At 57.1% G+C, this 17,671-nt stretch carries 16 protein-coding genes; 11 read left to right on the top strand and 5 right to left on the bottom strand.

Annotation, left to right across the window (positions count from 1 at the left end; genetic code table 11):
• Nucleotides 1-221 precede the first annotated feature (221 nt).
• On the top strand, nt 222-551 hold the full coding sequence (locus QYE77_RS11355; protein ID WP_315625522.1) for a FeoA family protein: 330 nt from the start codon (nt 222-224) through the stop codon (nt 549-551).
• Here the strand turns inward: QYE77_RS11355 and QYE77_RS11350 are convergent.
• Genes QYE77_RS11350 through QYE77_RS11340 form a run of 3 tightly spaced genes read right to left on the bottom strand, consistent with a single transcriptional unit; the run spans nt 548 to nt 2,638 of the window.
• A complete protein-coding gene (locus QYE77_RS11350; protein ID WP_315625521.1) occupies nt 548-1,411 on the bottom strand; it encodes an ABC transporter permease in 864 nt (287 codons plus the stop codon). The genes QYE77_RS11355 and QYE77_RS11350 overlap by 4 nt on opposite strands.
• On the bottom strand, nt 1,368-2,165 hold the full coding sequence (locus QYE77_RS11345) for an ATP-binding cassette domain-containing protein (protein WP_315625519.1): 798 nt from the start codon (nt 2,163-2,165) through the stop codon (nt 1,368-1,370). Before QYE77_RS11345 ends, QYE77_RS11350 begins: the two co-directional genes overlap by 44 nt.
• The gene (locus QYE77_RS11340; RefSeq protein ID WP_315625518.1) at nt 2,162-2,638 is read right to left on the bottom strand and encodes a MarR family winged helix-turn-helix transcriptional regulator; all 477 of its coding nucleotides are present in this window, start codon (nt 2,636-2,638) and stop codon (nt 2,162-2,164) included. Before QYE77_RS11340 ends, QYE77_RS11345 begins: the two co-directional genes overlap by 4 nt.
• 551 nt (nt 2,639-3,189) lie before the next feature.
• On the opposite strand from QYE77_RS11340, the gene dnaA reads away from it, so the two are divergent.
• The 4 genes from dnaA (at nt 3,190) to QYE77_RS11320 (ending at nt 9,547) form a co-directional block, all read left to right on the top strand.
• Nucleotides 3,190-4,533, top strand: a complete 1,344-nt coding sequence (dnaA, locus tag QYE77_RS11335) for a chromosomal replication initiator protein DnaA (protein WP_315625517.1) — start codon at nt 3,190-3,192, stop codon at nt 4,531-4,533.
• 93 nt (nt 4,534-4,626) lie between these two features.
• A complete protein-coding gene (locus QYE77_RS15420; protein ID WP_315625516.1) occupies nt 4,627-6,264 on the top strand; it encodes an RNA polymerase sigma factor RpoD/SigA in 1,638 nt (545 codons plus the stop codon).
• 25 nt (nt 6,265-6,289) lie between these two features.
• Nucleotides 6,290-8,512 (top strand): cache domain-containing protein, encoded by a 2,223-nt coding sequence (locus QYE77_RS11325; protein ID WP_315625515.1) that lies wholly within the window; start codon nt 6,290-6,292, stop codon nt 8,510-8,512.
• 48 nt (nt 8,513-8,560) lie between these two features.
• Nucleotides 8,561-9,547 carry a DMT family transporter gene (locus QYE77_RS11320; RefSeq protein ID WP_315625514.1) on the top strand — a complete coding sequence of 329 codons (987 nt, stop codon included), beginning with the start codon at nt 8,561-8,563 and terminating at the stop codon, nt 9,545-9,547.
• Here the strand turns inward: QYE77_RS11320 and QYE77_RS11315 are convergent.
• Nucleotides 9,525-11,009: a potassium/proton antiporter gene (locus QYE77_RS11315; protein WP_315625513.1), complete on the bottom strand. Its 1,485-nt coding sequence runs from the start codon at nt 11,007-11,009 to the stop codon at nt 9,525-9,527. The genes QYE77_RS11320 and QYE77_RS11315 overlap by 23 nt on opposite strands.
• A gap of 200 nt (nt 11,010-11,209) precedes the next feature.
• On the opposite strand from QYE77_RS11315, the gene QYE77_RS11310 reads away from it, so the two are divergent.
• The 6 genes from QYE77_RS11310 to QYE77_RS11285 are packed head-to-tail and all read left to right on the top strand — an operon-like array spanning nt 11,210 to nt 16,907.
• Nucleotides 11,210-11,782, top strand: a complete 573-nt coding sequence (locus QYE77_RS11310) for an RNA polymerase sigma factor (protein ID WP_315625512.1) — start codon at nt 11,210-11,212, stop codon at nt 11,780-11,782.
• Complete coding sequence (locus QYE77_RS11305) at nt 11,779-12,414, top strand: anti-sigma factor family protein (RefSeq protein WP_315625511.1); 636 nt, start codon at nt 11,779-11,781, stop codon at nt 12,412-12,414. The genes QYE77_RS11310 and QYE77_RS11305 overlap by 4 nt, the downstream gene beginning before the upstream one ends.
• Before the next feature lie 25 nt (nt 12,415-12,439).
• The gene (locus QYE77_RS11300) at nt 12,440-13,522 is read left to right on the top strand and encodes a DUF7544 domain-containing protein (RefSeq protein ID WP_315625510.1); all 1,083 of its coding nucleotides are present in this window, start codon (nt 12,440-12,442) and stop codon (nt 13,520-13,522) included.
• 54 nt (nt 13,523-13,576) lie between these two features.
• A complete protein-coding gene (locus QYE77_RS11295; protein ID WP_315625509.1) occupies nt 13,577-14,989 on the top strand; it encodes an efflux RND transporter periplasmic adaptor subunit in 1,413 nt (470 codons plus the stop codon).
• A gap of 2 nt (nt 14,990-14,991) precedes the next feature.
• The gene (locus QYE77_RS11290) at nt 14,992-15,684 is read left to right on the top strand and encodes an ABC transporter ATP-binding protein (RefSeq protein WP_315625508.1); all 693 of its coding nucleotides are present in this window, start codon (nt 14,992-14,994) and stop codon (nt 15,682-15,684) included.
• Nucleotides 15,681-16,907 carry an ABC transporter permease gene (locus tag QYE77_RS11285; protein WP_315625507.1) on the top strand — a complete coding sequence of 409 codons (1,227 nt, stop codon included), beginning with the start codon at nt 15,681-15,683 and terminating at the stop codon, nt 16,905-16,907. The genes QYE77_RS11290 and QYE77_RS11285 overlap by 4 nt, the downstream gene beginning before the upstream one ends.
• Before the next feature lie 33 nt (nt 16,908-16,940).
• On the opposite strand, the gene QYE77_RS11280 is transcribed toward QYE77_RS11285, so the two are convergent.
• Entirely contained in the window at nt 16,941-17,597 is a 657-nt protein-coding gene (locus tag QYE77_RS11280) for a DNA-3-methyladenine glycosylase (RefSeq protein ID WP_315625506.1), read from the bottom strand.
• Between the last annotated feature and the right edge of the window lie 74 nt (nt 17,598-17,671).

Here is a 17,671-nt window from a genome sequence, read left to right as displayed (position 1 = left end):
CTGACATGCCCGGTGTGCGGCACCCGCTTCACGGCCGGGGAACGCCCTGCATGCGCACAATGCCCTCTGCATGCTGGATGTCAAATGGCGTGTTGCCCGAATTGCGGCACCAGCGTGATCAATCCCCAAACGTCACGCTGGGCCCGTTGGGCCGAGCGCTTGCTAAAGCGCCCGCAGACCCCTTCTAAGGATAAGACTTCATGAAAAGGAGATTGCGCCCCATGCTTATTCCTCACCTCCGCTTCCACCGCGCCCGCTACCGTCACGGACAGGGCAAACATCCCCTTCGACCAACGTTGTGGCACGTGTCACCGGGTCAGGAGGTAACCATCCTGGGCTTCGAGGCGTTGCCCCTGGATTATCAACACTATCTACAAGCCTATGGTGTGATGCCCGGGCGAACCGTGCGCGTGCTTGCCCAACGTCCGGTCACCATCATCCAGGTCGAACATACGGAGTTAGCCTTTGAGCCACAGATTGCGCGATGTATTTTAGTGGGCATCGCGGGAGAGAATGGGTCGGCCAACCCGAACGAACGCCTCTCGTCCTAAACGATGACACGCGGGTAGAGCCGTGCCGCCACAGCCACCAGGATGAGCGTGGTCAGACTCATGATCGCGAAATCCAGCCCCAAAGGAAAACCAGGGGTAGCACCTGTGATCATCAGAGCGCGCAGGGCATCCACAATGTAGGTGAGAGGGTTAATTTTAGCCAATACCTGCAACCAAGACGGCATGATGGCAAGGGGGTAAATGGCATTACTGGCAAAAAAGAGTGGCATGGTAAGCACCTGCCCAATCCCCATAAAGCGCTCACGGGTCTTGACCAGGCAGGCAATGATGAGCGAGAAGAGAGAGAAATTGGCCGCGCCGAGGATCACCGCCACCACTACTCCTAATAACGCCTGGGGTTGCCAGTTTAAGTCCACCCCCAACAACGCCGCCAGGGCATAAATGATCACCGCTTGGGTCAGGCCACGGATGCCCGCCGAAAGGGCTTTACCGCTGACCAACGCCGCACGTGGTGCCGGGCTGGCCATAATTTTATGCAATACGCCTAAATCGCGTTCCCAAATCACTGAAATGCCGTAGAAGATGGCGATAAACAAAACGCTCTGGGCCAGAATGCCCGGCGCCATAAAATCCAGGTAGGAAAGATTCCCGGTCGGGATCGCGCGCACACGGGCAAATACCTGCCCGAAGATGAGCAGCCACAGCGCCGGCTGTACTGCACGGGTAAAGAGTTCAGTAGGATCATGGCGCAATTTGCGCGCTTCTAATTCCGCAATGACCCAGGTTTTAACAACCATCTCGCGTAGCATCGCCCAGGGCTGCCAAGCCTGCCGGGCCGAAGGCGAGGGAGAAGGTCTAGCCAAGACGGCGGGCGACACGCCGGGTTCGAGCGGTTTCACGGTAACCTCCCATAGTCGTTTGAAGTTGATTGCCGGTAAAGTGGATAAAAACCTCGTCTAAGGTAGCCTCGGGTTTTCCAATCGCCACCTTGAGGGCTTGCGGTGCATCACAGGCAACCAGGCGTCCCAGGTGCATAATACCGACCCGGTCACATAAGAGATCTGCCTCATCCATTAGGTGGGTGGTCAGTAGAATCGTTGTGCCCAGATTTTGGCGAATTTGGCGGATGTAATCCCATACCAGATGACGTGCTACCGGATCAAGACCAACCGTGGGTTCGTCCAGGAAAAGGACGCGCGGGCGGTGAAGGATAGCCTGGGCAATCTCCAGGCGCCGAATCATCCCGCCGGAATATTCTCGCACCAGACGATGCGCCACGTCACTCAGCCCCATGAAGTCCAACGCTGCGGCAATCCGTTGGTCGCGCTCTGTTCGTGGAATGTCGTAAAGTTTGGCTGCAATCAACAGGTTCTCATAACCGCTTAACGCCCCATCGGCCGAGATCAACTGGGGCACATAACCGATTACCCGGCGCACCTGGGCAGCTTGATGACGGATATCAAAGCCGGCCACTATTGCACTGCCTTCACTTGGTGGAAGCAACGTGGTAAGCATTTTCAAGGTAGTGGACTTTCCGGCACCGTTAGGCCCCAGCAAGCCGAATACCTCTCCCTCTTGCAGAGACAGATTCAGATGATCTACGGCAACTAATGAGCCATAACGTCGGGTAAGGTTGCTGGTTTGTAAGATCATTGTTCCGACCTTTCTTGAGATGATCCTTCGCTTGGAGTTCGCTCCAATATATGACAACGCAGGATGTACATGGCCTGACTCACGCATTCCCGTTCAGTAGGAGAGAGCCCGGCCAACAGCGCCCGGAAATGGGCCTGGGTTTGAGCCTGAGCAGATTCTAGGATCGCCTCACCCGCTGCTGTCAGGCGCAGACGCACACGGCGACGATCCTGGTCATCTCCGGTTCGCTCCACCCATCCCATACGTACCAGGTTGTCCACGAGGGTGGTGGTGCTCGAGCGCGTCAGCCCTAGATGCTCGGCCAATTCTGAGGCCGTGGCAGTGGCCTGGCGGCGAATGAAGATCAGCGCCCGAAACTGCGGCACGCTCATGCGCGGATCGCGGTGACGGCGCATCTGGCTGCGAATGGTGCGGCTTACCCCCATCACCACCTCTAAAACATCTTGTACACACGCATCAAGATCTTCGTTCATGATTCGAATCTCTAATTATTCGATAATCGAACTATATGACAAACCACCTATCGTGTCAAGGGTGACAGGCTTCCCCATAAACCTTAAAAAACTTTCCTCAATGCTGATTCACCACGCCGGCCTTAACGCATGCACCAAGCCCTACCCAAGACTATGAGAATCTTTTGATTTCCTGGTTAGGATGCCCCCAATGATTATTCACCCCCTATATATGGGGGTATATGTATAGGATCCAAGGAAGCATGGCAAGAACAAATGTTTCTATATTCCACTCAAATGCCGCAATTTTACCCAAGACTCTTTAAGGTGGCTCGACTTTAAAGATCGCCAATTTTTTAGGTCAGCGTAGGTTTTCCGACTTGTGAGTCAGGGTCAGATTTGCTAGAATAATTCACGCACCGATCATTCAGGGCGGACACCTGTCCCCCTTTTCCTGGTCAACACCCAAACGAAAACTGCTTTGGGTAAACCCTCTGCAAGTTGCAGGGGGTCATCTTGGCTATTGCGCCGCGGCGGGGTGTACGAATCCTATGCGGAGTGGAGGAGAAACCATGGACGCTGAACATGCCTGGCAGGTCGTCTTGGGCCAACTGCAAATGGAAATGTCCAAAGCCGCGTTCGATACCTGGGTGAAAAATGCAGAATTGGTCGGTTGGAAGGAAGGGTGTTTTACCATCGGGGTACGCAATGCCTACGCCCGCGATTGGCTAGAAAGTCGCCTATCCGGTACGGTTACCCGCCTTTTGAGCGGACTGATGGGCTCACCTCAGCAGGTGGAGTTTATCGTCTGGCACAAAGAAGCCCCGCTGAACCCCTCGCCCGATGTTCCAACCTTCCTGCCCTCCAACGGACGCAATGACTCCGCACAACCGCGTACCGTGATCCCGCGCTACCGCTTTGAAAATTTCGTCGTTGGCGCCAGCAATCGCCTTGCCCATGCCGCATCACAGGCTGTTGCTGAGAACCCCGCTCGCGCCTATAATCCCCTTTTCATTTACGGCGGGGTCGGATTAGGCAAGACCCACCTGCTCCACGCCATCGGCAATGCCACCCTGGAGCGCGGTTTGCACGTTCTCTATGTCTCCGCCGAAGAATTCACCAATGACCTCATCAACGCCATTCGCACCCACACCACCACCGCTTTCCGCGAACGCTACCGCAACATTGATGTGCTTTTGATTGACGATATCCAATTTATTGCCAGCAAGGAATCAACCCAGGAAGAATTTTTCCACACCTTCAACACCCTCTATGGCCAGGAAAAGCAACTGGTGATCTCCTCAGACCGCCCACCTAAAGCCATGATGACGCTAGAAGAGCGCCTGCGTTCCCGCTTTGAGTGGGGGCTTACCGTGGATATTCAACCACCCGACCTGGAAACGCGCATCGCCATTCTACGCTCCAAGGCCGAACGCGCCGGGCGGGATGTGCCTGTCGAAATCCTTTATGCCATCGCGCGTCAAATCCAATCTAACATCCGCGAACTGGAAGGGGCGTTGACCCGCGTGCTGGCTTACGCAGATTTGAGTGGGCGCCCGCTGACCCCAGCCCTGGTGGACATTGCCCTCGCCGATCTCATTCCTCAACGCAGCCGCGTTGAACCGGCTCAGGTGGTGAACGCCGTCGCTCAGGTGTTCGGTATCCCTCGCGAACGCTTGCTCGGCCGGGAACGCTCGCGAGAGGTAGCCCTTCCGCGCCAGGTCGCAATGTACTTGCTGCGCGAGGAAGCCAACGTCTCCCTACCTCAAATCGGTGAAGTGTTGGGAGGGCGTGATCACACCACCGTCCTTTATGCCTGCGAAAAAGTGGCCGATATGATCGAACGCGATGACCATCTGCGGCGTCGCGTCTCCCAGGTGCGCGAGGCGCTCTACGGGCGCAGCGTTGCCGCGTGAACGTGCACGTTCCACCTGGCCATGGCACCCGCCCGCAAAATTGGGGCGGGTTTTCTTTTGCTCAATTTATAGCCTCATGGTATGATTTTAAACATGCCACGCACAAAGAAGGCATCCCCCGAATCGGAAAACAAGATCACCAAGGCCAAAGGTACGCGCAAGTCCGCTGCCGGCACGCCTTCACCTCGGCACATCGCCCCACGAGACGAGTCCGACTTGCCTGAGACCCTCGCCGAAGGCGAAGAAGAAGGTCTCACTGCGGAATTGGAAGAACCCGTCGCCGCACCCTCCAGCGAGGACTGGTCTGATCTGGCGCTCGAAGATCCGCTGGAGATTTTAGAAGACCCGGCCCTGGCAGCCGAGCTCTCCGAAGACCCGGTGCGGCTTTACCTGCGTGAAATCGGGCAGATCAGCCTGTTGGATGCAGACAGTGAATTCCGCCTGGCGGCCTGTATTGAGGCGGATCGCCGCCTGGATGCTCTGCAAAAGCACATTGACTCACGGGGCAATGGCAACGGACGTTATAAAGCGTTATTCCTGGCCGTGTGTGAAGACCTGCTCACCTCATGGGAACGGGTCAAGCAGGACGCAGCGCGCCTGGAACACACTGCTCCTCCTGATTTGCAACTTGTGCTGGCCGAAGCACGCCTTTTACGCCAGACCTGGCAGAGCAAGTCCCCCTCATACGTCCGTTCGTATATGGATAGCGGTCCTTGGGGGCACGACACGTTCTGGGACGGACTGGTGCGGAACGTTTTCAACCTCTTCCTCGACCTTTACCTCCTGCCCGAAGCTGCCGCCCAGGCGTTAACCCAATGGACGGAAACAGAACTGGAGCTACCTGAACTGGCTTTCTTCACCCCTTATCTGAACGATGAAGAGGCATTGCGCAAAGAACGTGAGGACATCCACCAGCACGCCGAAGAGGCCAACAATGTGCTGATTCGCGCCAACTTGCGCCTCGTGGTCAGCATTGCCAAGCGCTATCTGGGGCGAGGGGTTTCCTTCCTCGATTTGATCCAGGAAGGCAACCTGGGATTGCTGCGCGCAGTGGCCAAATTCGATCCTACCCGCGGTTATAAGTTTAGCACCTACGCTACCTGGTGGATTCGTCAGTCCATTAGCCGTTATATTGCCGAACAAGCGCGCACCATCCGCATCCCCGTGCACCTCTTTGAGGCCATTACGCGCCTGTTGCGTGTCCAGCGTTCCTTAATGCAACAATTGGGACGCGAACCGACCTACGAGGAACTTGCTTTGGAGTCGGGTTTGCTCAGCGAAGAAGACGTCCAAGCCATCTTGCTGGCCCGCTCCCGCAATCAACCCCTGGATCCTGAACTACAACGGCGCTGGGAGGCCGCCACGGCCAAGGTGCAACGCATTCTCCAATCGGCGGAGGAGCCGGTCTCGTTAGAACGCCCGGTCGGCGATGAGGAAAGCAGCCAGTTAGGGGATTTCATCGAAGACGAGGAAGCCCTGGAACCGATGGACGCTGCGGCGCGTGAGATGTTGCGCCAGCAGGTGCAAAACGCCCTTGGTGCACTGACCGAACGTGAACGCCAGGTGTTGGAATTGCGCTTCGGGCTGATTGACGGCAAAGACCACACCCTGGAAGAGGTCAGCCGCTACTTCAATGTGACCCGAGAACGCATTCGCCAAATCGAAGCCAAAGCCTTGCGCAAACTGCGCCACCCCACCCGCAGCCGCCACCTACGCGAATACCTGACCTGAGCCCTTACCTTTCTTGGAGAAGCGTGTGCGCATCCTGCTCCTGCAAAGTGATCTCCGCACCTGTGAGGGGCTGATTCGCTACCTGCGCAGCCGCGGCCACCAGGTTTGGGAAAGTACCCAACCCACCGAGGTACGCGCACAGTGGGCAACTTTGAACCCCGATTTGGTTTTCCTAGATCTGCATCTTCCGGGCGAGGCATGGCTGGAAACACTGCGCTACCTGCGCCAGCAACATCCACAAGTGCGCGTTATTCTCACCAGTCGCTACCCCGACTTGCAGCGCGAGATGCAGGCACGGGCATTTGGTGTAAACAACTTTCTTCGCCACCCTTTCACGCCCCGCTGGATTGCCCTGGCGCTGCGCCGCGCCGAAGGGGTCGGGGCCGCCACTCAGCCTTCAACGCGTCTTGTTCAGACTCAACTGCACACCGGCATACGGATGCCGGTGCGCCTGAAAATTGTCCTTCCTTACCTCGTCCTGGCGTTCCTGTTCTCCCTGGCTGCCGCTTATATCGTGAGCCGGGTGGTCTTTGAATCGGTGCAGGAACGTTTCTATAATCAATTGATTAGCGTGGCCCAACAAGCCCAAAATTGGTTAGTCGGCGAGGAAGAACGACTATTGGGTACGCTGCGCCTGGTTGCCAATAGCGAAGGGATTGCCACCGCGTTAGAAAATCAAGACGCCGAAACACTTCGCCTGCGCCTGTTGCCCCTGGCAATCAACACCAATGAACAAATCATCGCCCTGATTGATCCCCAAGGACTGGCAACGCTTGTGCTTTACCGACCCGAAGGGAGCTCAGCAGGGCTGTATCAGGCCGTGCGCGAGGATCCCACCTTCCAACCGGCCAACTTTGTGCAGAAAGTTTTGCAAGGTGTAGTAGATGCCCAGGGCGATAAGTTTGCCGGCACCCTCGTCACCCCTTGGGGACACTATTTCTTCGTCAGCGGACCGATTTACAACGCCGCCAACCAACGGGTGGGCGCGGTGGTGGTCGGCAAATCTATCCCTACCCTGGCCCGCGAGATGCGCGAAGACCTTTTCGGCGAAATCACCTTTTACGATTTCAACGGCCAACCCCTCAGCACCACCTTATTCGATGCCCCTTCGGTCCAGCCGTTAACTCTGGAACAAGTCGCCCAGGTGCTGGTCAACCAGGATCAACAGACCCTGATCCGCACCTTGAATTTAGGGAATCTGACCTACGGCGAAATTTTGCGCCCATGGGAGGCGCGTGGCGGGGAGGATCAGGGACTGATCGGGATTGCCCTACCTCAGGCCTTTGTCATCCGTGCCAGTCAGGCCACGCGCCTCCAGGTGATGGGATTAGTCATCGCGGCCATCCTGCTGGTGATTCTGATCGGGTTTTACCTGGCTAACCGCATCACCCAACCCCTGGTGCAACTTGTACAGGCTTCGACGCAGGTCGCCCAGGGCAACCTGGAAGTCAAAGTCAATTTACCGGGGAACGATGAACTGGCGGTCTTGGGGCATGCATTCAACGCCATGGTCGCAGGTTTACAGGAAGGTTCCATCTACCGCGACTTACTTGGTCGCACCGTCTCGCCCGAAGTGCGGGAGCAGTTGCGCCAAACCTTCACCTCCGGCAGCCTGCGCCTGGAAGGTCAAGAAGCCATCGCCACCGTCTTGATGACCGATATTCGTGGTTTCACTACCCTTTCGGAACACGTTGAGCCGGCGCGTGTCCTGGCCTGGTTGAACGAATATTATGACCGCCTTGTGCCTATCATTGTCGAAGAAGGCGGTGTGGTTAACAAATTCGATGGGGACGCGCTGCTGGCCTTCTTTGGCATCCTGCCTCGTATCCTCAGTCCCAAAAAGAGCGCACTGGCCGCCTGCCGTGCCGCCGCGCGGATGCTCTTGGCGCTCGAAGCACTTAATACCGCCCGTATTGCGCGGGGTGATCCACCTTTGGTTACCGGCATCGGGATCAACACCGGTGGTGTGATCGCTGGCGGCCTGGGGGCGCGAGATCGCCTGCACTATACCATTATCGGCGATACCGTAAACACCGCTCAGCGCATTGAAGCCTTGACGCGGGATTTGATCGAAGGCAGTGGGGCCCTGGTCAGCCACACCACGTATGCCGCGCTAGCCGAGCAAGTGCGAGAATTCAACTTACAACCGCTGGGGCGGCACCACGTGCGAGGCAAGCAAGAGCCGATTGAGATCTATCGCCTGCTGCCAAAATCCCCCCTTCCCCCAACCCCAGATCTGACCTTATGAAGGTCCTCTCCCTGGCGAGATCAGGGGCGGGCGCGTATAATCGTGTCCATGACCCCAGCACGACCCGCTGATATACCCTCAAAGTCCCACCATCGCCCCTGGTTACCTTATTTAGCGCTTTTGAGCGGCATTCTTGCCCTTAGTTTATCTTCGCTCTTCGTGCGCTGGGCCAATGATGCACCAGGGCCAGTGACCGCCTTTTATCGTATGGCTGTGGCCACTGTGGCGTTCGCTCCGCTATTCATGCGCGAAGTGCGCCGGCATGGGTTAGGGAATACCCCCCGATGGTTGTTCCTGCCCCTCTTGGGTGGATGCTTCACCGCCCTCGATCACACCACCTGGAGCATCGCGCTCCACGAAACACGGATTGCCACTGCCACCTTGATGAACAACCTGGCCCCGCTGTGGGTGGGGCTCTTTGCCGCGTTGATCTGGCGTGAAAGCCTGCGCGGACGCTTCTGGCTGGGGCTTGCTCTAACCCTGAGCGGTGCTACATTGGTACTGGGAAGCGACTTCATCTACCGTCCACAACTCAACCGCGGCAATTTTTTGGCGTTGGGTTCCAGCCTCTTCTATGCCGCTTATTTTTTGACCACCCAGCGCGGGCGCGAGCGCTTCCCGGCCTTGGTTTATATCTTCATGGTAACCGCAACAGCCTCGCTGGTATTGCTGGGGATTAACCTGGCCAGTGCTCAGCCCCTGAGCGGTTTTGCCCCCAGCACCTACTTGGCCTTCCTGGGCGCTGGGCTGATCTCACAGGTAATTGGCTACTTTTCGGTCGCATACGCCCTCGGTCATCTGCCGGCCTCGGTTGTAGCCCCCACTATGGTCGCCCAACCGGTATTGACGGCGCTCATGGCCATCCCGCTAGCCGGCGAGCCGCTTAACCTAACCCAAATCCTAGGCGGGATCGTGGTATTGAGCGGAATCTATCTGGTCAATCTGAGCACCCCCCAAGCCAAACACCAGCCCGCCGCGGCGGAATCTCAACCCGAAATCCCGATCCACTCATCTAATCTGGAGCGTCAGCCCTAGCCCCTGCGTTTCCTTTTAGCCCTAAACGGGCACAAGCCTGCTCCAAAGAAGGCCTGTCTGTCAGCACCAACAGTGTATCACCACCCTGCAACACAGTACCACCGCTGGGGATAATAAACGCCTTGCCCCGCGCGATAAGAACAATCAGGAATTCCGGCGGCAAGCCCAATTCCACAATGGCTTTGCCTACTGCTGGTGAATCCGCGGGCAGGGTGAGTTCTTTGAGTTCTCCCTCAATACCATGCATAGGCGTGAATTCAATCGGATAGGCACGCCGAGGTTGGGCGGGAGTGTCTAACCCTAACCACCGTGCCACCATCGGAATGGACGTGCCCTGCAGTAAAACAGAGGTCAGGACAACAAAGAAAATAACGTTGAAGATCAAATCGGCGTGAGGCACGCGTGCTAAAAGCGGAAACGTCGCCAGGATGATTGGCACTGCACCGCGCAGTCCCACCCAGGAAACAAACATTTTCTCCCGCCAACTTAATCCGCTCGGTAACAGACTGATCAATACGCCCACCGGGCGGGCGAGAAACATCAGAATCAGCGCAATAACCATCCCAATCCCGGCGATTGGAACCAAACGCGAAGGGAAAACCAGCAAGCCCAGGGTGAGGAACATGGTGATCTGCATTAACCAGGCCAACCCATCGTGAAAGCGCATCAGACTGCGCTTATGGATAAAATCCTGTTGGCCCAGCACGATCCCTGCCAGATAGACGGCCAGGAAGCCACTCCCGCCCAACACCGAGGTCAATCCAAAGGTGAGAAAAACCGACGCCAGGGTCAGCACAGGATACAGCCCCTCATACCCCAATCGAAGGCGATTGATGAGGAACCCGATGGCTTTGCCCATGCCGTAGCCCAGAATGGCGCCAATGCCCATTTGCCGCACAAACAGCACAAGCCAATCACCGAGGGATGTGGATGGCTGGGTCAACCATTGGATCAACCCCAGGGTTAGGAAAATCGCCATGGGATCGTTACTACCCGATTCGAGTTCAAGCAAGGGCTTTAACTTTCCTTTTAGGCTTATCCCCCGTGAGCGCAGAACGCTAAACACCGCGGCGGCATCGGTAGAGGACACAATCGCACCCAGCAAAAGCCCTTCCTTCCAGGTGAGGTTTATGAGCGGCGTGGCACAGATCCCTAAGACCACTGCGGTCATCAAAACCCCAAGCGTCGCAAGAAGTATGCCTTCTTTCAGCACCGGTTTGACCTGCGTCCATTCGGTATCTAATCCTCCCGAAAAGAGGATCAACACCAATGCCACCACGCCGATGGTCTGAGCCAAAGCCGGGTCATCGAAGTAGATCCCGCCCGGCCCATCCGAACCCGCCAGCATGCCTAAGATCAAGAACAATAGCAGGGCCGGCACTCCGAAGCGATCTGAGATCTTGCTCACCAGAACACTGGTGAGCAACAACAGTGCAACCCCGATCATGATCCACTCATTCATGCTTCATCTCACGCCTAAAAATTTTTGGGGCCAATCTCACCCGTAACAAGGTGATACCCAAACCTTAATCCTTAGCCTAGTGGCCTCAGGCGGTTTATGCCAATTATATAGGTCAAAGGGAAAAAGGCATTAAGACGAATAAAACCGCGGTAACATTCGTTAATAGGGTGAATGGACTCTATAAGCCAAAAGGATCAGGCGTGGAGAGCGCTTTACTGGCTTCATCCGAGGCAGAACTGGTGCAACAGGCCCAGCGCGGCGATCGAAGTGCTTTTGCCGAACTGGTGCGCCGCTATCACCTTGGTGTGATTGGGGTCGTGTACCGCCTGTGCGGCGACCCTTACCTGGCCGAGGATGCTGCCCAAGAAGCCTTTGTGCGCGCCTGGCTGAACCTTAACACCTACCGCCCCCTCATGCCCTGGCGCAACTGGCTCTACCGCATCGCCGTCAATGCTGCTCTGGATATGCTTCGCCGCGAGCGCCCCACCCTTGCACTGGATGATGACTCATCTCTTCACGGCGACTCACCCGACCCGCACGCCACCTTGGAGCAGAAAGAACGCGAAGACCTGGTGCGCCGGGCGATTTTAACCCTTCCGTCAGCCACTCGCGCCGTGCTGGTACTGCGCGAATATGGCGGGCTTTCTTACCGTGAAATTGCCGAAGCACTCGATATTCCGCTCGGCACGGTGATGTCGCGTCTCAACGCCGCCCGTCAACACCTACGTGAGCAACTGACGCCCTGGCTCACCCCACAGGAGGTCAACTCATGAGCGATCACGTCACCCATTTACTAGACGCTTATCTGGATGACGAACTGGGCCCGACCGATCGCCAACGCGTAACGCAACACCTGGCTGTTTGCGCCGCCTGCCATAGCGATCTGCTGGCCCGCCAAACTCTCAGCACTTGGATTCGCAGCCTGCCGGAGGATCTCCCATTCACGCCCGGTGAGCGATTCACTGCACAAGTGATGCTCCGCCTCCCACCACGCCGAACTACGACTGCACAATCTGCTCACGCGTTGGTCTGGAGCGCACCTCTGGTGCTGCTGATCCTTTGGTCGGCGCTGCAAGTTGTGTGGGGGGTGATCACGTGGCTCCGGTTAGGCGCCCAAAGTGGTTTACTTGCCAACGGCGCACCGGACATGCTCACCACGGGCACCCGTAGTCTATGGCTATCATTGCTCACATTGCTGGGAAGCGCTGCACCATCCCCCAGCCTGCAGGTGATATTGCAATGGCTTCAGCAGGCCGACCGCTGGCTCGGGGAATGGCTGGGGGTGTTGATCTGGCAGGCGCAAATCGCATTGTTGTACTTGATCTGGTTGGTGCTTTGGGGATGGCGACAGTTTTGGGCGACCACCTCAACCCCAGAAAGAACCAACGCCATGAAATCGGCGTAGCCTATCTATCTCAAGGAGATTAACCATGATGATTGACCCCTTAAAAATCCTCAAACGTTCCTGGCATATCCTTTGGCATTACCGTACCCTCTGGCTCTTTGGTCTGATTCTGGCGCTGACGGCCTCCGGCGGGGGTGGGATGGGGAATGTGAATAACCTCTTCTCCTACCGTATGGAAGGGAATGGGGGTGCGCCCAGTGGCGTGTTTGAACGCTGGTTGGAAGAATTCTTCCGTCCCCTGGCACAGGTACCAGAGCACCAACTCCTGCCCACCCTGGTCGGCTTGGTGATCGTCCTGATCTGCATCTTCGGAATCGTAGGGATCACGTTGGCCATTGCACATTACGTGAGTCAGGTTGCCCTGATCCGCCTGGTGGATGATTATGAGGCACAAGGTGTTCGAGCCTCGTTTCGGCAAGGATGGCGACTGGGCTGGTCGCGTAAAGCCTGGCAACTCTTTCTCATTGACCTCTTGCTTGGCCTTCCCATCGTCATCCTGGTGCTACTGATCATCCCGCTCATCGGTTTGTTCATCGTCGGTGCCTCGGCGCAGACCCCGGCCATCACCGCCCCGGCCGTGATCATCGGAATTGGGTTGGCACTGCTGTGGTTCGTAGTGCTGATCCTGGTAAGTATCCTCATCGGCATCGTCGGTGAAATTGCCCGCCGCGCCTGTGTGTTGCAGGAGATGGGCGTCATTGAAGCCTTGCGTCATGCCCTAGGTCTACTCCGTCGTCAATGGAAAAACGCTGGCCTGATGTGGTTGGTGGTGTTGGGGATCGGAATCGGCTGGGGTATTGCAACGTTGATTCTTTTCTTCCTGCTTATTCCGCTTTACCTCTTTATGATTATCCCCGCCCTGGTTATCGTCGGTCTTCCCGGTCTGGTGATCTTCGGCTTGGCCTCACTCTTCCTGGCACAGCCGCTGGCCGTCCTGACCGCGCTGATCTTAGTTTTGCCGCCGTTCTTCTTGATCGTCTTTTCGCCTCTGGTGCTCTTGGGTGCTTGGGAACAGGTCTTCCTCTCTAGCCTGTGGACCCTGACCTACCGCGAGATTATGGCGCTCGAAAGCGTCAACCTTACAAATGATCTCACCCTAGCGGGTTAAGTGTGGTAATAATTAGAACAAACCTGGCTTCATGGAGCACAAGGGAGCATACCGATGAAACGCAAATGGATCCTTTATCTGGTCATCGCCATTTTGGTCATTGCCGCTTTTCTGGGCTTGCGTGCCTGGCAATCGGCCCGTGCCGCGCTCAACACGAACTTTCAAACTGAACCCCTTCAGCGCGGCACTTTGACGGCCACGGTTGGCGCCACCGGCACCGTTCGAGCTAATCAGACCGCCATATTGGCCTGGCAAACCAGCGGCCAAATCGGCAAGATCACAGTTGCCGTGGGAGATACGGTCAAAGCCGGGCAAGTGCTGGCCGAACTTGAGAAATCCTCGCTGGCCCAGAATATCATTTTGGCCGAGGCTGATCTGGTCACCGCCAAGCGCAATTTGGATAACCTGCTCCATTCTGATCTAGCCCGTGCCCAGGCCCAACTGGCGCTGGCGCAAGCTCAAAAGAACCTGAAAGAGGCACAAAAGCGCCGCCAGAGCAAGGATTACGCCCGCGCCAGCCAGGCGACAATTGACGAAGCCCGTGCCAATTACATCCTGGCCCAGAACGAATACGAACGACAAAAAGAGATATACGAGAGCGTGGCTGGCCTCCCCGAGGATGACCCGCGCCGCGCCCTGGCCCTTTCCAACCTAGCTAACGCCCAACGCGCGCGGGATCGCGCCCTGGCTAACCTGAACTACCTGTTAGGTAAACCGGATGAATTAGAAATCGCCGAGGCGGATGCCAATGTCGCACTGGCCGAAGCCCAACTCAAAGATGCCCAACGCGAATGGGAACGGCTCAAGAACGGTCCTGATCCACTGGATATCCAAGCCGCTCAAGCCCGCATTGCTGCCCTCGAAGCCACCCTCAAACTGGCACGCTTGGAAGCGCCCTTCAACGGCACCGTAACCGAGGTGCGTTCCAAAGTTGGGGATCAGGTGACGCCGGGTACCGTTTCTTTCCGCATTGACGACCTCAGCCGCTTGCTGGTGGACGTGCAAGTGCCCGAAGTGGATATCAACCGCATCCAGGTCGGCCAATCGGCTCGGCTAACGTTTGACGCCATCCCGGGCAAGGAATATATGGGCAAAGTGGTAGAAGTTGGTCGAGTAGGTACACCGGTCGGCGGTGTGGTCAACTTCACTGTCACCTTAGAATTGAGCGATGCCGATGAACAGGTCAAACCCGGCATGACCGCTGCCGTGACCATCCTGGTGCAACAGCTTGAAGATGTCCTGTTGGTGCCCAATCGCGCCGTGCGCTTGCGTGAAGGTCAACGGGTGGTCTATGTCCTGCGCAACGGCCTACCCGAGGCAGTCACCATTCGCCTGGGTGCCACCTCCGAGACTTATAGCCAGGTGTTGGAAGGTGACCTACGCGAAGGAGACCTGGTCATCTTAAACCCGCCTGCACAAATCACCTCGTTTACCGGGGGGCGTCCGCCCTTTGCGGGAGGTCGGTAGGTATGACCGAAGACAATGATTGGGTCATTGAAGCCCATGATCTGACCAAGGTTTACAAGATGGGGCAAGTTGAGGTACATGCCCTGCGCGGGGTCAGCGTGCGCATCCGCCGCGGGGAGGTCGTTGCCATCATGGGGCCGTCCGGTTCGGGTAAGTCTACCTTGATGAACATCCTGGGCTGTCTAGATAAACCCACCAGCGGAACCTATATTCTGGATGGTGAGGACGTCTCACGGCTCAAGGATGACGATTTGGCGCGCATTCGCAACCGCAAAGTGGGATTTGTCTTTCAGAATTTCAACCTGCTACCACGTGCGACAGCTCTGGCTAACGTGGAGTTACCTTTGCGTTACGCCGGCTACAATGGTGATCGCCGTGAACGCGCACGGCAGGCGCTGGAAGCCGTGGGGCTGGGCGACCGTCTGTACCATCGCCCGACCGAACTATCTGGCGGACAGCAGCAACGGGTCGCTATCGCACGGGCGCTGGTCAACAACCCGGCCATTATCCTGGCAGATGAGCCCACCGGCAACCTGGATTCCAAATCCGGTAAGGAAATTCTGGAATTGATTCTGCGCCTGAACCGCGATTTTGGCACCACGGTGATTATTGTGACTCACGACCCCACCGTAGCTCAACAGACTCAACGTATTATCCGGATTCAGGATGGCCTCGTCGTGGAGGATGGCCTATGAACCTAGGACAAGCCATTTTAGAAGCCCTGGAAAGCCTTAGCGCTAACAAACTCCGCTCGGGGTTGACCATCCTGGGCATTGTGATCGGCGTGGCAGCGGTGATCGCCATGTTGGCCGTGGGCACCGGCGCGCAAGATGTCATCACCGGCTCGATCAGCGGGCTGGGGAGCAACCTGCTCTTCATCTTCCCCGGCAACTTTACCGAGCAAGTGCGTAATCCCCAACCCCTCACGCTCGCCGACGCTCAAGCCCTGGCGGACCCGTTCCAGGCGCCTTCGCTGACCGCAGTCGCACCAGTGCTTAGTGCGACCCGCGAGGTGAGTTATGGGAGTGAGCGCACCAGCGTGCAAATCTCCGGTGTAACCCCGAATTACGCCGCCGTGCGCAACTACACCCTGCTGGAAGGCGAGTTTATTAGCGAAGAACACCTGCTGGGGCAGGCCTCAGTTGCCGTGATTGGCCCTGAGGTAGCCGATCGTCTTTTCGGGCGGCGCGAAGGCTTGATCGGTGAGGTCATCCGCATTGAGGGGCAACCCTTCCGCATTATCGGCGTGACGGCACCCAAGGGCGGGAGCAGTTTTGGCAGCCAGGATGATATTGTGCTCATTCCCCTCAGCACCGCCCAGGCGCGCATCATTCGCCGCGACCGCAACCGCGTGGACTTGATCTTGGCGCAGGTCAGCAGCCCGGAATTGGTTCCCCAGGCCATTGAAGAGGTTTCTCAGGTCCTGCGCACCCGCCACCGGACCGAACTGGGGGTAGATGACTTTACCATCTTCTCCCAGCAGGATTTCGTTGCCACTGCCCAGACCATTACCGGTGTGCTGACCATTTTCCTGGGTGGCATTGCCGCGATCTCGTTGCTGGTAGGCGGGATCGGGATCATGAACATCATGCTGGTCTCGGTCACTGAGCGCACACGGGAGATTGGTCTACGCAAGGCCATCGGCGCCCGCAAACGCGATATTTTGATCCAGTTCCTCACTGAATCATCCCTGCTCAGCCTCTTCGGTGGACTGATCGGGATCGGCTTCGGCTGGTTAATTGCCTTTGTGGTTGGGCAGATTGCCGCAGCCAGCAATACCCCACTCAATCCTAAAGTGGGCCTTGACGCTATCTTGCTGGCCACGCTGTTCTCAACCGCCGTGGGGTTATTCTTTGGCCTTTACCCCGCTAACCGCGCCGCCAACCTGGAACCGGTGGAAGCCCTACGCTACGAATGAGCAACCTACCCCCTTGAGGAATGCCCGGGGGAATCAACGCTCCCGGGCTTTTTTTGACCTCGCCTCAGGCCTAAGGAAGGCGGGAATTTCCCAGGTTGCATAAGCCTCAACCGGCAAGTGAGCGATAAACCGCCAGGGCATTGAACGCCAGGGCTCGGGGGCATAGGCAATGCCCACTCGCGCGCCCACCTGTATCCAATCCTGCGGGACATTAATGCCGGGTTCAATCACCAATGGGCTATCGGCGGCAGTGAGATCACACCCGTTCAGCCGACCATCAATCTGGAGGGCCTGACAGACTTTGGCTGGACCGTTTGTCCATTCTGCTGGTGGATGCCCAGCACGGTTCTGCGCAATTTGCTCCAGGCCTTCGCAGGGCAGGATCGCGCGGATCAACACTGCCGCGGGTTGACCCTCCGGTCCCACCACCGCGTTTAAGCACCAGTGCATCCCATAGGTGAAATACACATAAGCCCGTCCCGGCGGCCCGAACATGACGGCATTACGGGGCGTGCGCCCACGGCTAGCATGACAGGCCTTATCCTCTTCGCCATCATAGGCTTCGGTTTCGACAATGTAACCGGCCAGGCGTCGCCCATCTTCCAAACGGCGCACCAGACGCTGGCCCAATAGCGCCCTGGCCACGTGGGTAACGGGATCTAAATAAAATTCAGGGGGTAATGGGCGCATTTTTTTGGCCTCTTTGGGGTTGATATAGGTGGACGTATTATAATGAAAACGCCAAAAAATGCTTGTGAGGAACG

Origin of the sequence: Thermanaerothrix solaris, assembly GCF_032334255.1 — a bacterium.
Lineage (GTDB): Bacteria > Chloroflexota > Anaerolineae > Anaerolineales > Anaerolineaceae > Thermanaerothrix > Thermanaerothrix solaris.
Note: the sequence above shows the minus strand (reverse complement) of the source record. Positions and strands in the feature narration are given on the sequence as shown.

Bases quoted from the DNA above. Each gene is read 5' to 3' on its own strand.
- QYE77_RS11355 (WP_315625522.1), top strand. From the start codon at position 222: ATGCTTATTCCTCACCTCCGCTTCCACCGCGCCCGCTACCGTCACGGA.
- QYE77_RS11345 (WP_315625519.1), bottom strand. From the start codon at position 2,165: ATGATCTTACAAACCAGCAACCTTACCCGACGTTATGGCTCATTAGTT.
- QYE77_RS11340 (WP_315625518.1), bottom strand. From the start codon at position 2,638: ATGAACGAAGATCTTGATGCGTGTGTACAAGATGTTTTAGAGGTGGTG.
- dnaA (WP_315625517.1), top strand. From the start codon at position 3,190: ATGGACGCTGAACATGCCTGGCAGGTCGTCTTGGGCCAACTGCAAATG.
- QYE77_RS15420 (WP_315625516.1), top strand. From the start codon at position 4,627: ATGCCACGCACAAAGAAGGCATCCCCCGAATCGGAAAACAAGATCACC.
- QYE77_RS11320 (WP_315625514.1), top strand. From the start codon at position 8,561: ATGACCCCAGCACGACCCGCTGATATACCCTCAAAGTCCCACCATCGC.
- QYE77_RS11315 (WP_315625513.1), bottom strand. From the start codon at position 11,009: ATGAATGAGTGGATCATGATCGGGGTTGCACTGTTGTTGCTCACCAGT.
- QYE77_RS11305 (WP_315625511.1), top strand. From the start codon at position 11,779: ATGAGCGATCACGTCACCCATTTACTAGACGCTTATCTGGATGACGAA.
- QYE77_RS11300 (WP_315625510.1), top strand. From the start codon at position 12,440: ATGATGATTGACCCCTTAAAAATCCTCAAACGTTCCTGGCATATCCTT.
- QYE77_RS11295 (WP_315625509.1), top strand. From the start codon at position 13,577: ATGAAACGCAAATGGATCCTTTATCTGGTCATCGCCATTTTGGTCATT.
- QYE77_RS11290 (WP_315625508.1), top strand. From the start codon at position 14,992: ATGACCGAAGACAATGATTGGGTCATTGAAGCCCATGATCTGACCAAG.
- QYE77_RS11285 (WP_315625507.1), top strand. From the start codon at position 15,681: ATGAACCTAGGACAAGCCATTTTAGAAGCCCTGGAAAGCCTTAGCGCT.
- QYE77_RS11280 (WP_315625506.1), bottom strand. From the start codon at position 17,597: ATGCGCCCATTACCCCCTGAATTTTATTTAGATCCCGTTACCCACGTG.